Source organism: Flavobacterium sp. (genome assembly GCF_013823965.1).
In the GTDB taxonomy this organism is placed as follows: domain Bacteria; phylum Bacteroidota; class Bacteroidia; order Flavobacteriales; family Flavobacteriaceae; genus Flavobacterium.
In genome coordinates, this window is sequence record NZ_PNNA01000032.1 from 59,644 (window position 1) to 74,882 (window position 15,239).

Below are 15,239 nucleotides of genomic sequence, written 5' to 3' on the forward strand. Positions count from 1 at the left end.
CCTTTGGCAAATTCAAGGCAAAATCAGTAAAAGTGGTAAAAAGAAAAGTAATCTGTATAAAGTAGTTGCAAACATCTCTGTCGACCTTTGCATCAGAAATAAATTCTTTACCAAGAATGCAAATTAAAATCACTATAAACGGCAAAACGGCAACGGCAGTATTGCATGACAACCCAACCAGCAGGGATTTTGTGGCACAACTTCCTATGACTTTGGAACTGGAAGATTACAATGGCAAGGAAAAAATTTGTTTGTTGGCAAACAAGTTGACTTCCGAAAACGCGCCAAAAGGACACAGACCATCCATTGACGAGCTAACCTATTACAAACCTTGGGGAAATTTGGCATTGTTCTACAAAGAGGCAGCTTATGCAAACGGACTCATTGCAATGGGTAAAATCATTTCGGGTATGGAAGTACTGGAAACCAATGGCTCAATATCGGCAACATTTGAATTAATGCACTAAATGAAAAACGGGATAATGAGAAAAATTTATAAAACAATAGCTTTCAATACTTTAATAACTTTTGTAGCTTGCAGTAACATTAAAAATCAAGTAAAAATGACAACAGAAAATAACACCTCCCTTTTTCCAAAAGGAGAAAAACTAACCAACGATTGGTTTACTGGAAATGCCTATTTGCAACTGCTTTTGGCAAAAGACAAGAACAACAATTTTGTTATGGGTAGCGTAACATTTAAACCGGGAGCAAGAACCAACTGGCACAAGCATCCAAAAGGTCAGGTACTGATTGTAACCGAAGGACAAGGATTATATCAGGAAAAAGGCAAAGCTGCCCAAATCATCAAAAAAGGAGATGTAATTAACATTCCTGAAAATGTGGAACATTGGCACGGCGCTACTGCAAAAACAAAAATGGTACACATTGCAATTACCAATTATGAAGGTGAAATCAATGCAGTTTGGCTAAATCCGGTAACAGAGGAAGAATTTAATTCAGCCAATGAAAATTAAGCAATCAAAATGATGAGAAAAAACAAATTTTTAAAAGGGTTCCTATTTCTTGTCTTGGCGATAAATACAAATAAAATGAATGCGCAAAATAAAACGGAAAATGCCCTAAATAGCCAACAGCAAAGCCTTGTGAAAATTTCGGCACTCACGGCAACAGGGGATTTGATGAATTTTAAAAATTCAGTTGGACAACGGAATGAATGCCGTAAATGTGGAATTATCACGTGAAGATTTGCAAAAATTAAAAAATTAAAATCGAGGGAGCTCGTTATCCTGAAGCCGCCGAGAAAATGACGGGACTTTAATACATTGTTCAACCCTAAAAATGGTAAATTATGGAGGAAAATAAAAAACAACAATCAAGAAGAGAATTTATTCAAACAAGTGCATTGGCTGGTGCGGGTATTATGCTTGCTACTTCTTTGCAACTTTTTTCACAAAACAATAATTCAAAAAAAATGAACAATACAATAAAATCAAAAGGCTTTGCTGGAAAAGATATACACGGCAAATTGGAACTATGGAACTTTGAGCGCAGAGCTGTTGGTGATAACGACATTTTAATAGATATTAAATTTTCTGGAATTTGTCATTCAGATATTCATACCATAAAAGGTCATTGGGGACCACAAAAATATCCTCAAGTTCCAGGTCATGAAATTGCAGGAATAGTAACTGCAGTTGGAAAAAATGTGACCAAATTTAAGATTGGAGATCAAGCAGGCGTTGGCTGTATGGTTGACAGTTGTATGGAATGCAACAGTTGCAAAAACGGTGAAGAACATCATTGCGAAACTACCGGAATGGTGGGTACTTATGGCGCAACAGACCCAACTTCTCCTTCAGGTATTACTCAAGGGGGATATTCTAATAACATAGTGGTAAAAGAACATTTTGCAATCAAAATTCCTAACAACATAGATTTAAAATATGCAGCACCATTATTATGTGCAGGAATTACAACTTACTCGCCTTTGATGAGAGAAAACTTCAAAAAAGGAGATAAAATAGGAATAATTGGAATTGGCGGACTTGGTCATATTGCCATTAAATTGGCAGTTTCAAAAGGAGCTGAAGTATATGCTTTTACTACTACCGCTGCAAAAAAAGAAGATATTCTTTCCTTTGGTGCCAAAGAAGTGATTGTAGTAGATTCTATTGAAAAATTGAATCCATACAAAGGAAAGTTAGATTATATGCTTTCAACTGTTCCTTACGATTATGATTTAGCTTCCTATGCCAATTGCGTTAAACCTTATGGTAGTTTCACACAAGTCGGTATGCCGATAAATGGTCATTTATCACTCAATAATTTCCAAATGATTTTTAACCGTGTAAACTTCAACGCTTCTTTAATTGGAGGAATTCCAGAAACCCAAGAAGTAGTAGATTATTGTGCTAAAAATAAAATTTATCCCCAAATTGAGATTATTAAAGCTAATGAAATAAACAATGCTTGGGATAAAGTAGTCAATAAAGAAGCTCGTTATAGGTATGTGATAGATGCTGCAACTTTTTAAAAAATAGAAAAATGAAAGAAGAATTTAAAGATAAGGTAGCAGTAGTAACAGGTGCCTCAATGGGTATGGGACTTGCAGCAGCAAAAGCATTTGCAGAGGTTGGTGCTCATGTAGCTTTGGTAGATATAATGGATGCCAATGCACAAGCTGAAGAACTTACAAAGGCAGGATACAAAGCAGTGGCATTTGTGTGCGATGTAGCCGATGAAAAACAGGTTAAAGCTACCGTAGAAAAAATTGCAGGGCAATTTGGAAGACTTGATTTTGCATTTAATAATGCAGGCATACAAGCACCACCGCAAGAACTTGCCGATGTAAGCAATGAGATTTATGATCGCACAATGGATGTAAATCTAAAGGGAATCTGGAATTTTATGAAGTATGAACTGCAGCAGATGCGTAAACAGGGTAATGGAGTCATAGTGAACAATTCTTCTCTTGGCGGATTGGTAGGTGTGCCTGGGCGTGCTGCTTATCACGCTTCTAAGCATGGCATTTTAGGTATGACGAAAAGTGCAGCTCTGGAGTATGCTTCGCAGGGTATACGAATTAATGCAGTATGTCCTGGCATTATTTTAACCCCTATGGTAGAAAGTATGCTTGTTAATGAAGCAGAAGCAATGGATGTATTAATACAGCAGCTCCCTATCAAACGTTTAGGTAAGGCTGAGGAAATTGCCGATGTGGTACTTTGGCTGTGCAGCAAAGCGTCTACGTATGTAATCGGGCAGGCCATTTCAGTAGACGGAGGTTATACTGCACAATAATTTTAATTATAAAAAAACTATAAAAAAGTTTTGAAGAATTAAATAGCTGTCAAAAACATAACGTTGAAAAACACCAGCCATAAATTGACTGGTGTTTTAGTATAATGCCAATCGTTATAAAAAAAATACAACCAAAATCAAATTTTAAACTTGAATAACAAAGCCACGCAACTACTTTCTAAATTAAACGAACAATTAAACTTTACCGATTTAGAAATAGATGATTCCATTCAAAGAAGTGAAAGTGCGATAAATATTATTGTAAATTCGATTGAAAAATTGAAGAATATTTTTGAAAAAGAAAAATACAAATCACAAGAAATAGAAATAGATTTTTTCAAAAATATAAAACCAAAATTTACATCAAAACTAATTTATTACAATGCTATTTATAAAATAGAAAGCAAAAAACCTCATGGTGGAGAACGTATTTTAAAGAAATATTTAAACAATGAGGACGGGTCAAGGACGGGTCATAAGCAGGGTTACTGTAGGGCATCGTAATACATACCCCGTATCAAAGGTTAGGTTGTGGTACCCTAAAGGTTTATGAAATATGAGGTGTTTTTCAAACAAAAAAAAGCTATAACAGTCGTTATAGCTCATTTATGATATAATAATTTAAAGAAAAACCTCTAATACTCCAACAACTCCAACAATTCCTTTTCAAATCTTCCTTTTGGCAAATACTGGTCTTCCAAGGCTTTGGTAAAAGGAATCGGGCTATCTAAACTCGCCACACGTTTTACGGGAGCGTCGAGATACTGGAAACAATTTTCCATAATCAAGGCCGAAATATCGCTGGCAATACCGCCAAATAAAGTGTCCTCCTGATAAATAATCGCTCTCCCCGTTTTCTTCACCGAAGCATAAATAGCTTGGGTGTCCAAAGGTTGCAAGGTTCTTAAATCCAATACATCGGCTGCTATTTCTGGGTTTTTAGCCAAAGTTTCCAATGCCCAATGGACTGCGGCACCAAAAGCGATAATGGTAACCTGGTTTCCTTCTTTCAGCAAAGCCGCTTTCCCTAACGGAATCGTGTAATAATCCGTTGGCACATCTTGGTAGATACTTCTGTACAATTGTTTGTGTTCAAAAAACAAAACAGGATTGGGTTCGTTGATGGATTCATTCAACAAACCTTTGGCATCATACGGAAACGCTGGATAAACCACTTTCAATCCCGGTGTTTTGGTAAACCAGGCTTCATTGGTTTGCGAATGAAAAGGCCCTGCTTGCGTGCCTCCACCACAAGGCATCCGAACCACGACATCGGCTTTTTCCTGCCAACGGTAATGTGTTTTGGCCAATAAATTGACAATTGGATTGAATCCAGTGGAAACAAAATCGGCAAACTGCATCTCAACTATGGCTTTGTAACCGTTGATGGACAATCCCATTCCTGCCGAAACAACGGCACTTTCACAGATTGGTGTATTGCGAACGCGTTCTTTACCAAACTGCTCAACAAATCCGTCGGTAATCTTGAAGGCACCTCCATATTCGGCAACGTCCTGACCCATAATGACCAAATTGTCATAACGTTCCATTGATAGTCTCAAACTGCTGGAAATGGCATCTATAAATCGAATGTTTTTAACTTCATCATTAGGTTTAACTTCTTGATATTGAAATGGTTTGTAAACGTCATTTAATTCTTCTTCATAAGTAGCTTCAATTTCTGGTTCGGCATTGGCAACAGCCAGATTTTCATCAATTTCCTTCTTTATTTCACTTCGTATAGTCGCATCAAAATCGTCAGAAAGAATTCCGTTTTCTAATAAAAATTGCCTGTAATTTTCCACCGGATCTTTTGCAGCCCATAAATCCATCAACTCCTGAGGAACATATTTGGTGCCACTCGCCTCTTCGTGTCCCCGCATCCTGAAGGTTTTGAATTCCAATAAAACGGGACGTGGATTTACTGCCATCGAAGCTTTCAATTCCGATAATTTGTTGTAGACTTCAAGAATGTTGTTACCGTCGATAATATGGTTTTCCATTCCATAACCAATGCCTTTGTCGGCAAGGTTTTCGCAACGAAATTGCTCGTCCGTGGGTGTCGAAAGTCCGTATCCATTGTTTTCGATAATGAACATAACGGGTAATTCCCAAACAGCTGCAATGTTTAATGCTTCGTGAAAATCACCTTCAGAAGTGGCTCCTTCTCCAGTAAAAACAGCAGTAATTTTGCCGTTTTTTTGTAGTTTGTTGGCCAAAGCAATTCCATCGGCAACGCCCAATTGTGGTCCCAGGTGCGAAATCATCCCGATAATCTTGTATTGCTGCGTTCCAAAGTGAAAACTGCGATCGCGACCTTTGGTAAATCCATTGGCTTTGCCTTGCCATTGCGAAAAAAGTCGGTACAAAGGGATGTCTCTTCCAGTGAAAACACCCAAGTTTCGGTGCATTGGCAAGATGTATTCATCAGCATCCAAAACTGCCGTAACTCCCACGGAAATGGCTTCCTGCCCAATTCCGGAAAACCATTTGGAGACTTTTCCTTGTCGGATAAGAATCAACATTTTTTCTTCGATTAACCGTGGTTTAAGTAATTTTTTATATAAATCCAATAATTGGTCGTTGGAAAGACTTTTTCTGTCGAAATTCATTTGATTCTCTTTTTTTATTGCTGTTCAAAAGTATAAAAAAATAACAGTTTTGCCTTGTATTGTTATATTTTTATTGTGATTGAGTTGCATTGAAATAAAAAATGAGAATGTTCGAAAACAATCTCATTTATCGAAATTAAAAACAATAAGAATTCTGTCTTTAGCAAATTCTAGGCAATTGTTCCCCAATCAAAGGACTTACCACTCTTTTTCCTCCGAAAGCACTTTGCAAGATAATCTTGGCATTCGTGTCGTTTGTTATTTGGCCAATTATGGATGGATTTTGCCCCAATGATTTTAAGATTTCCAATATGTCATTTTCGACAGATTTGGAAACAATACAAGCAAAAACGCCTTCGTTAGCAACATATAAAGGATCTAATCCCAGAATTTCGCAAGCACTTTGTACTTGAGTATCCACAAGAATTTTCTCGTCTTCAAGCAGCATTCCAAGATTACTTTCGGTGGTGATTTCGTGCAAAACAGAAGCTAATCCGCCGCGAGTGGCATCTCTCAAAAAATGGATGTCGTCACCACATTGATCCATTAATTTCTCTACAATAAAGTTAAGATTGTTGGTGTCACTGAGAATTTCACTTTCAAATTGCAGTCCCTCCCTTTCGGACATAATCGCCATTCCGTGAGAAGCTATGGGCATATTGACAATTATGGAATCTCCGGCTTGAATGTTGCTAATCTTGATGTTCGCCTTTTCGTGCAAAACTCCAACGCCTGAAGTGTTGATATAAATCTTGTCGCCTTTCCCTTTTTCGACCACTTTGGTATCGCCTGTCACGATATAAACACCTGCTTTATCGGCCGTTTCCCTGATGGATTTTATAATTTGTGTGAATTTGTCCAATCCGAAACCTTCTTCAATAATAAAGGCTAACGAAAGGTATTTTGGCATGGCACCACACATAGACAAATCATTCACAGTTCCGTTTATGGCCAATTCGCCAATATTTCCACCTTTGAAGAAAATGGGATGAATGACATAACTATCGGTAGAAAAAGCTAATTTCCCTTGTATGTCAAGAAAAGCACCATCGTGTTTCACGTTGAGAATGGGATTGCTCAAGTGTTTAAAAATCACTTCATTCAAAAGCTTGGTGGTGTGTTCACCTCCGCTTCCGTGGTGCATGTTTATTTTTTCGTAATTATCTTGTTGATTCGGCATTAATTATAGTTTTTTTTCAATGAATAGAACGACCAATTAGTTTCAGAACTTTTAATTTCAAATTCCAACAAATCTAAAATCTGCAATCAAATCCCTTCACCCATTTGCTTCAAAACTTTCATCGTGGATTTGGCTTCTTCCTCATTTATTATTCCAATGGCGGCACCAACGTGCACCAATAAATAATCGCCTATTTGGGCTTCGGGAACCAAGGCTAGATTGACTTCCTTGACAACTCCTTCGAATGAAACACTGCCAATTCGGAAGGTTTCATCCAGTTCGGCTATGATTTTTTCTAATTTTCCGGGAATGGCTAAACACATAATTTTATTTTTTTAACGATTTCTTTAAAAAGTTGTACCAAGACTCCATTCCTTCGCCCGTGTAAGCTGAAACTTCAAAAAACAGGAGATTTGGATTCACTTTCTTGGCATAATCCTTCAACTTTTCGATATCGAATTTAAGATAAGGCAATAAATCAATTTTATTGATGATACATATTTGTGAGCCATAAAACATGTCGGGATATTTGATCGGTTTATCTTCTCCTTCGGTGATTGAAATTATGACAACCCTTACATTTTCGCCCAAATCAAACATTGACGGACACACTAAATTACCCACATTTTCAATCATCAACAAGGTTCCGTCCACTGGTGAAAGTTGTTTTACGGCTTTCGAAATCATTTCGCTATCCAGGTGACATCCTTTGCCCGTGTTGATTTGGATTACGGGAACTTCAAGAGCTGCAATTCTGTCGGCATCGTTTGTGGTTTGCTGGTCGCCTTCAATCACGGCGAATGGAATTTCACTTTTTAAATCAGCTATTGTTCTCTCTAATAATGACGTTTTTCCAGAACCTGGAGAACTGACTAAATTGATGGCATAAATGTTCTTGGCCTCAAAATAACCTTTGTTTCTCTCGGCCAACAAATCGTTTTTGTGCAAGATGTCTTTTTCTAAATCAATTTCCTTGATGTGGCTATGGCTGTGATCATGATCGTGGTCGTGATGATGATGTTCGTGATCGTGGTCATGGCTATGGCTATGCACATGAGGTCCATTTCCGTGATCGTGCGAATGAGAATGTTGAACGGTTTTGCCATCCACTTTTATGATTTTAACTTCATTTTCATCGGAACTGCATCCACAAGTTACACACATAATAATTAGGTTAGTTTATTATTAATTTCTTTATTTTTAACTCTTTGCCCGAGATGATGTTTTTGAAAGGGCTGTTGCATTTTGGACAGGAATCATAAATTTTTTCCAATGCAAATTCCGTTTCGCACTCGGCACATTTTGCCCTTCCTTCAGGTTCAAATATAATGATTTTCGAATCTTGCAACACCGTTCCTTTGGCAGATAATTCCCAAACAAACTGTAACGATTGAATTTCCACTCCCGAAAGTTGACCAATTTCCAAATGAATTTCCAACACTTTTTCGCCACCATTATCCTGCACCTCCTTTTCGGCGGTTTTGACAATTGAAGTTGCAATGGAAAGTTCGTGCATAATTGTGTTAATTAAGTGCAATCGTTATTATGTAATTAACAAATAAAAATATAAAAAAGTTAATATTATATGATAAATATCATATAATTACTGAGATTATGACAATAAATTTAAAACGTTTTTTATTTTTTACAAAAGTATTAATTTTTTCAAATCACCTAGCTATGGGACAAAAAATCAAAACGAATGAAACCTATTACGACAGCGTCATAAGACAAGGATATGACCGAAGAGATTTTCTAAAGTTTGTGGCATTTATTGGAGCTTATATGGGAGTGGAATCCTCCGCTTTGGGGCAAATTGCAGCATCTTTAAAAACAAAACCAAGATTACCGGTTATATGGGAACATTTTCAGGAATGTACATGTTGTAGTGAATCATTCATTCGTTCGGATCACCCCATTGTTGCCGATATTATTTTGGACAAAATTTCTCTTGATTATACACTAACTTTAATGGCCGCTTCCGGACATCAAGCTGAAGCTGCCAAGAAAGCCACAATGGACAAATACAAAGGAGAATACATCCTTTGTGTGGAAGGTTCCATTCCTATGGGTGATGATGGAAATTATTGTTGCATTGGCGGTAGAAGCGCAATCGATATAGTAAAAGAAGCTGCGGCTGGAGCCAAAGCCATAATTGCTTGGGGAAGTTGTGCAACTTCCGGTTGTGTCCAAGCTGCCAAACCCAATCCAACGGGTGCTGTGTCAATCGACCAGATAATTACCGATAAACCTATAATTAATGTTCCCGGTTGTCCTCCCATTGGCGAAGTCATGGCGGGAATTATTGTGCATGTCGTGGCTTTCGAAAGACTTCCAGAACTGGATGGTGCAGGAAGACCTAAAGCATTTTACTCTAAAAGAGTACACGACAGCTGTTACAGAAGACCATATTTTGATGCCGGATTATTTGTCGAAAACTTTGATGACGAAAATGCCAAAAAAGGGTATTGTCTCTACAAAGTGGGTTGCAAAGGCCCAACTACTTACAATGCCTGTGGAAACATTAAATGGAACGGTGGCGTTAGCTACCCAATTCAATCAGGACATGGTTGCTTGGGATGCAGTGCCAAAGGGTTCTGGGATGCAGGCAGTTTCTATTCGAGAGACCTGGCAATTGGCGGCGGAATAGAAAGCGATGCAGATACTTTAGGAAAAGTGGCTCTTGGAGCTGTAGGCGTTGGAATCGCTGCACACGCAGCACTTTCCAATGTTTCCAAAAGAAAAGAATTAGCACGAAGAATCGCTGAAGGTGAAAAAGTGGAAGCAAAAATTAAAGATTGATAAACCAAAAAATAATTTAAGATGGCAGAAAGAATCGTAGTTGACCCAATTACAAGAATTGAAGGACATTTAAGAGCAGAAGTAGAAATTTCGGATGGAACGATACAAGAAGCTTTTTTGTCTTCGACAATGGTAAGAGGTCTGGAAAATATTGTTAAAGGAAGAAACCCTAAAGATGTTTGGGCTTTTGTTCAAAGAACCTGTGGCGTTTGTACAGCCGTTCACGCCACGGCATCAGTGAGAGCCGTGGAAGATGCTTTAGACATAAAAGTACCGCCAAATGCAGAAATAGTGCGAAACATAATGTTGGGTTCCTTATATATTCACGACCACGTGGTTCACTTTTACCATTTGCATGCCTTTGATTGGGTAGATGTGGTGAGTGGATTAAGTGCGGATCCTGTAAAAACTTCGCAATTGGCGCAAAGCATTTCGAATTGGCCAAAAAGCTCTCCGGGTTATTTTTCTGATTTGCAAAAAAGACTCAAAAAATTCGTTGCCAGTGGACAATTGGGCATATTTGCCAACGGTTATTGGGGACATCCAGCGATGAAATTGCCGCCAGAAGCTAATTTGATGGCTACCGCACATTATTTGGAAGCCCTGGAATGGCAAAAAGAAATAGTAAAAGTACACGCCATTTTTGGAGGAAAAAATCCACACCCTAACTTCTTGGTGGGTGGAATGGCTTGTTCCATCAATCTGGATGATGCCAGTGGACTAAATGCCGAAAGATTGGCAATGGTTCAAAAATTGTTGATTCAAGGAAAAGAATTCGTGGAACAAGTTTATATTCCTGACGTGTTGGCAATTGCAGGCTTCTATAAAGATTGGGGAGCCATTGGCGGATTCCATAACTTCATGAGTTTTGGCGATTTCCCAATGCAAGGACATAATAATACCAATAGGGATACATTCAAATTCCCTTCTGGCGTAATTTTAAACAAGGATTTGACCAAAGTTCACAATCTTGATTTAAGAGATTTAAAAACCGTGGAAGAATATGTAAACAACTCTTGGTACGACTATTCCGGTGATGGAGATGCCGGTAAACATCCTTGGGTTGGTGAAACCAAAATCAATTACACGGGACCAAAACCTCCTTACACCCATCTTGATGTGGACAATAAATACAGCTACATCAAAACGCCTAGGTGGAAAGGTCAAGCCATGGAAGTGGGACCTTTGGCAAGAACTTTAATTGGTTATGCTTCTGGAAGACCTGAATACAAAGAAATTGTGGATGCCACACTTTCTAAATTGCAGGTTCCTGCCGCTGCCCTTTTCTCTACCTTGGGAAGAACTGCAGCAAGAGCATTGGAAACCCAATTAGTGGCAGGCTGGAACTTGGAATTTTTTGATGAATTGATCAAAAACATCAAAAATGGCGATGAAAGAATGTCCAATATGGAAAAATGGGAAGAATCAACATGGCCTTCAGAAGCCAAAGGTGTTGGATTGGTAGAAGCGCCTAGAGGCGGATTAAGTCACTGGATCGTGATAAAAGACGGCAAAACGGACAACTACCAACAAGTGGTTCCATCAACATGGAATGCTTCGCCCAGAGATCCAAAAGGTCAAAGATCACCTTATGAAAGTGCCTTGATAAACACTCCGGTTGCCAATGCTGAATTGCCTCTGGAAATCATTAGAACGATTCACTCCTTCGACCCTTGCATTGCTTGTGCAGTGCATTTGTATGATGAGAATGGCAACATCATTAACCAAGTGAATGACATATCTGTTTGCAATGTGTAATCCAACTTTTAAATTAATTACTTATGCCAACTCAAGATTATAAAAGAGCCTATATATGGCAATTGCCGGTTAGGATATTTCATTGGGCCAATGCATTGGCATTATTAGTCTTAATCGCCACAGGACTTTTAATCTCTCATCCGCCAGCAATTATGTCTGCTGGTGAAGCTTCAGCCCAGTTTTGGTTTGGATACATTCGCAAGATTCATTTTATGAGTGCTTACGTGATGGTGGCTGTTTTGATTATGAGGGTTTATTGGTCTTTTAAGGGAAATAAATATTCCAGTTGGAGAGTTTTTGTACCCTTTGACAAAGAAGGAGTGTCAAGTATATGGCATACTCTTAAACATGATATTTTTCTTCAAAATGAAAAACATTACGACTATAAAAAAAGTGTTTTTGTAGGACATAATGATATCGCTGCAATATCCTATTTGGTCATGTTTATTCTGGCTTTGGTCATGATTTTTACCGGATTTGGATTGTATGCGGACAATGCAACTTGGTTCTTGCCAAAAATGTTTGCTTGGGTACCCGAATTCCTTGGTGGAGACATGAATACCAGAGTGTTGCATCACTTAACAATGTGGGCATTTATATTGTTTTCTTTGGTACATGTTTATCTTGTGTTATTCCACGATTGGTTGGAAGGCCGAGGCGAATCATCGGCAATGGTGAGCGGTTACAAATTTGTTAGGGCCGAAAGAGCCAAGGCAGCACCCAAAAATGAATCAGAAAAGGAAAAATAATTAAAAATTCCCTGATACTTTCAGGGAATTTTTTTAGTACCCAAAAATTTAATTTGACAAAGATGAAAGAAGAATTATTTCCACATACACCCGATGATTTTCATAACAACGGAAACGCTATTTTGATCCTGGGAATTGGTAATTATTTGATGGGAGACGAAGGTGTTGGCGTTCATTTTGTCAATACGCTTGACGAATCCGAATTTCCTAAAAACATCACTTTTATGGATGGTGGAACAGGTGGATTCCTGCTTATTCCCTATCTCGAAAGCCATCCCGTGGCCATAATTGTCGATGCCACAATGGACGGAAAAGAGGCTGGAACGGTTTCGCTTTTGACACCAAAATTTTCCAATGATTTTCCTTTATCGTTAAGCGGACACAACTTTGGATTAAAAGATATGGTCGAAATTTTGACTATGTTCGAAAGAATGCCTGACATTTACCTTTACACCGTTTCCATTGACAACATGGATCCGATGGTTACTGAATTGTCTCCAAAAGTCCAGGCTTCTCTAGCCGTCGTGAAAGACAAAGTACTGCAGTTAATTGAAGAATTGAATATAAAAAATACTATTTTAGTTGAGTAATAAAGTCTATGAAATAACGATTTCCGGAAGGGTTCAAGGTGTGGGCTTCAGGCCGTTTATATATAATTTGGCCAAGAATTATGATATAAAAGGTTTCGTGACCAATGATGCAAAAGGCGTTTTTATAATTGCCGTGGCCAACCAAAACACATTGGATGCTTTTTACAAGCAAATAGTCATCCAAAAACCGCAAAGTTCCAAGATTACTTCCTCACACAAAAAAGAAATTTCGACGACGGAATTTTTTTATGATTTTTATATAAAACCCACCGCTCCCCACCTATTCATCGATATTCCTTTAACGCCTGATTTCGCCATTTGCGAACATTGTGCGGCAGAAATATTGGATGCAGAAAACCCGAGATACTATTATCCGTTTACTACTTGCACAGCTTGTGGCCCGAGATATGCCATCACCAAAAAATTTCCGTTCGAAAGAGAAAACACCAGTATTGATGAATTCGTAATGTGCGAAAGTTGCTCGAAAGAATACAAAACTAGCCACGACATTCGATTTCATTCTCAAACCAATTCGTGTCCAAATTGCGGAATTAGGTTGAAATTCACCAACAATTCAGGTGAAATTATATCAGAATCTAATACTGAAATTTTCAAAATCATTGCTAAAAAACTTTCTTTGGGAAAAATAATTGCCCTGAAAAACACGGCAGGCTATTTATTAATTTGTGATGCCACCAATGAAGAAACCGTAAAAGAATTAAGAGTTCGAAAACGAAGACCCACAAAACCATTTGCCGTTTTATTTAACGACGTTAAAACAATTGGCAACTATTTATATTTAAACAATTTAGAAAGGACCATATTAAGTTCAACTGAAGCTCCAATCGTGATTTTGTCCATAAAAAATCCATTAAATTTAGCCGTGAACCAAATTGCGCCAAATATGGAAACCATTGGTACGATGATTCCAAACTCCGGAACTTTAAAATTGGTAACTAAAAATTTTAATAAACCAATCATTGCCACAAGCGCTAATTTTCACGGCTCGCCTATCTGTTGTTCCGAAAAAGATGTCACTAAAAACTTGAAAGAAGTTGCCGATTATTTTCTTCATAATTCCTTGAATGTTCTGCATCCCCAAGATGATTCCGTGATGAAATTCTCTGAAAAATTTTTAAAAAAAATAATCCTGCGACGCTCTCGTGGTTTTGCTCCCAATTTGTTGGAAATAGGAAAAATAAACAGCAATAAAAAAATACTCTGTTTTGGCAGCGATTTAAAAAACACGATTAGCATTTTGCCCAACAGTAATTGCTATGTTAGCGAATACATCGGCGATTTGGCAAATTATGACACTTATTTGCGATTCGAAAAAACAATCGAAAATTACACTCGAATATTCAATTTTGAACCGCAAGTCCTTTTATTCGATGCGCATCCGAAATATGTAAGTTCCAGATTTGCCGAAATTTTTGTTCACGATGAAAAAAAGGTGCATTTTCAAAAAATCCAGCATCACAAAGCGCATTTTGCGGCAATTCTGGGAGAGAAAAATTTATGGAAATCCGATGGCAAAATTTTGGGAATTATCTGGGATGGCATTGGTTATGGAGAAGATGACAAAATTTGGGGAGGAGAATTTTTCGACTATCACGAAAATGCCATCAATAGAATTGGTCATTTGGAATATTATCCTTGGATTCTTGGTGACAAAATGTCCAAAAATCCAAAGATTTCGGCTTTGTCAATCAGTAATTCCAATCCAACTTTCAAAGAATATTTTGATGACAATGAATGGAGTGTGTATTCAAAAGCAATCCAAAGCCCAAAAATGGAAACCTCTTCAATGGGCAGGTTATTTGATGCCGGTGGTTTCGTGTTAGGATTTCAACAAACTATTTCCTTTGAAGGGGAAGCAGCAATGTATTTGGAAAAAATTGCCCAAAAACAATATTCCACAAACCAAAAAACTTTTGTTGATTATCTTGAAGACGAAAATTTAAGCAACAACATCATTCCAATAAAGTTGCTTTTTGACAACATCATTTCCTGTCAACAAAGCGGAATTCAAGCCGGTGAAATTGCCTTGAATTTTCATTACACGCTAATTAAGTGTATCGAAAAAATCGCTGTCAACAATAAAATTCATACATTAGCATTCAGCGGTGGTGTATTTCAAAATGCTTTGCTTGTAGATTTAATTATTGAATTTTTATCTAAAAATTTCGCCGTTCATTTTCACGAAATCCTTTCGCCAAACGACGAAAATATTTCTTTCGGGCAATTGAATTATTACTTAAATATTAAAAATTAATTTCAAAAA

At 37.7% G+C, this 15,239-nt stretch carries 15 protein-coding genes; 10 read left to right on the plus strand and 5 right to left on the minus strand.

What is annotated here, in order from left to right; all coding sequences use genetic code 11:
• The first annotated feature begins 116 nt into the window (after positions 1-116).
• The 5 genes from C0430_RS03500 (at position 117) to C0430_RS03520 (ending at position 3,768) form a co-directional block, all read left to right on the plus strand.
• The gene (locus C0430_RS03500) at positions 117-467 is read left to right on the plus strand and encodes a cyclophilin-like fold protein (RefSeq protein ID WP_290865529.1); all 351 of its coding nucleotides are present in this window, start codon (positions 117-119) and stop codon (positions 465-467) included.
• Between the two features lie 96 nt (positions 468-563).
• A complete protein-coding gene (locus tag C0430_RS03505; protein ID WP_290865531.1) occupies positions 564-977 on the plus strand; it encodes a cupin domain-containing protein in 414 nt (137 codons plus the stop codon).
• A gap of 335 nt (positions 978-1,312) precedes the next feature.
• Entirely contained in the window at positions 1,313-2,497 is a 1,185-nt protein-coding gene (locus C0430_RS03510) for an NAD(P)-dependent alcohol dehydrogenase (protein WP_290865533.1), read from the plus strand.
• Positions 2,498-2,508: 11 nt separating this feature from the next.
• The gene (locus C0430_RS03515; RefSeq protein WP_290865535.1) at positions 2,509-3,264 is read left to right on the plus strand and encodes an SDR family oxidoreductase; all 756 of its coding nucleotides are present in this window, start codon (positions 2,509-2,511) and stop codon (positions 3,262-3,264) included.
• A gap of 150 nt (positions 3,265-3,414) precedes the next feature.
• The gene (locus tag C0430_RS03520; protein ID WP_290865537.1) at positions 3,415-3,768 is read left to right on the plus strand and encodes an RteC domain-containing protein; all 354 of its coding nucleotides are present in this window, start codon (positions 3,415-3,417) and stop codon (positions 3,766-3,768) included.
• 131 nt (positions 3,769-3,899) lie between these two features.
• Here C0430_RS03520 and C0430_RS03525 read toward each other — a convergent pair whose 3' ends face one another.
• From C0430_RS03525 to hypA, 5 genes are all read right to left on the minus strand, one after another.
• Positions 3,900-5,876, minus strand: a complete 1,977-nt coding sequence (locus tag C0430_RS03525; protein ID WP_290865539.1) for a dehydrogenase E1 component subunit alpha/beta — start codon at positions 5,874-5,876, stop codon at positions 3,900-3,902.
• A gap of 160 nt (positions 5,877-6,036) precedes the next feature.
• Positions 6,037-7,056: a hydrogenase expression/formation protein HypE gene (gene hypE, locus C0430_RS03530; protein WP_290865541.1), complete on the minus strand. Its 1,020-nt coding sequence runs from the start codon at positions 7,054-7,056 to the stop codon at positions 6,037-6,039.
• Between the two features lie 86 nt (positions 7,057-7,142).
• Positions 7,143-7,379 (minus strand): HypC/HybG/HupF family hydrogenase formation chaperone, encoded by a 237-nt coding sequence (locus tag C0430_RS03535; RefSeq protein ID WP_290865543.1) that lies wholly within the window; start codon positions 7,377-7,379, stop codon positions 7,143-7,145.
• A 4-nt stretch (positions 7,380-7,383) separates the two neighbouring features.
• Positions 7,384-8,220: a hydrogenase nickel incorporation protein HypB gene (gene hypB, locus C0430_RS03540; RefSeq protein WP_290865545.1), complete on the minus strand. Its 837-nt coding sequence runs from the start codon at positions 8,218-8,220 to the stop codon at positions 7,384-7,386.
• A 10-nt stretch (positions 8,221-8,230) separates the two neighbouring features.
• Positions 8,231-8,572 carry a hydrogenase maturation nickel metallochaperone HypA gene (hypA, locus tag C0430_RS03545; protein ID WP_290865547.1) on the minus strand — a complete coding sequence of 114 codons (342 nt, stop codon included), beginning with the start codon at positions 8,570-8,572 and terminating at the stop codon, positions 8,231-8,233.
• A 164-nt stretch (positions 8,573-8,736) separates the two neighbouring features.
• On the opposite strand from hypA, the gene C0430_RS03550 reads away from it, so the two are divergent.
• From C0430_RS03550 to hypF, 5 genes are all read left to right on the plus strand, one after another.
• A complete protein-coding gene (locus tag C0430_RS03550; RefSeq protein ID WP_290865549.1) occupies positions 8,737-9,858 on the plus strand; it encodes a hydrogenase small subunit in 1,122 nt (373 codons plus the stop codon).
• A 21-nt stretch (positions 9,859-9,879) separates the two neighbouring features.
• Positions 9,880-11,616 (plus strand): nickel-dependent hydrogenase large subunit, encoded by a 1,737-nt coding sequence (locus C0430_RS03555; protein ID WP_290865551.1) that lies wholly within the window; start codon positions 9,880-9,882, stop codon positions 11,614-11,616.
• 23 nt (positions 11,617-11,639) lie between these two features.
• Positions 11,640-12,365, plus strand: a complete 726-nt coding sequence (cybH, locus tag C0430_RS03560; RefSeq protein WP_290865553.1) for a Ni/Fe-hydrogenase, b-type cytochrome subunit — start codon at positions 11,640-11,642, stop codon at positions 12,363-12,365.
• A gap of 62 nt (positions 12,366-12,427) precedes the next feature.
• The gene (locus C0430_RS03565) at positions 12,428-12,955 is read left to right on the plus strand and encodes a hydrogenase maturation protease (RefSeq protein WP_290865555.1); all 528 of its coding nucleotides are present in this window, start codon (positions 12,428-12,430) and stop codon (positions 12,953-12,955) included.
• Positions 12,948-15,230, plus strand: a complete 2,283-nt coding sequence (gene hypF, locus C0430_RS03570) for a carbamoyltransferase HypF (protein WP_290865557.1) — start codon at positions 12,948-12,950, stop codon at positions 15,228-15,230. Before C0430_RS03565 ends, hypF begins: the two co-directional genes overlap by 8 nt.
• Positions 15,231-15,239 lie beyond the last annotated feature (9 nt).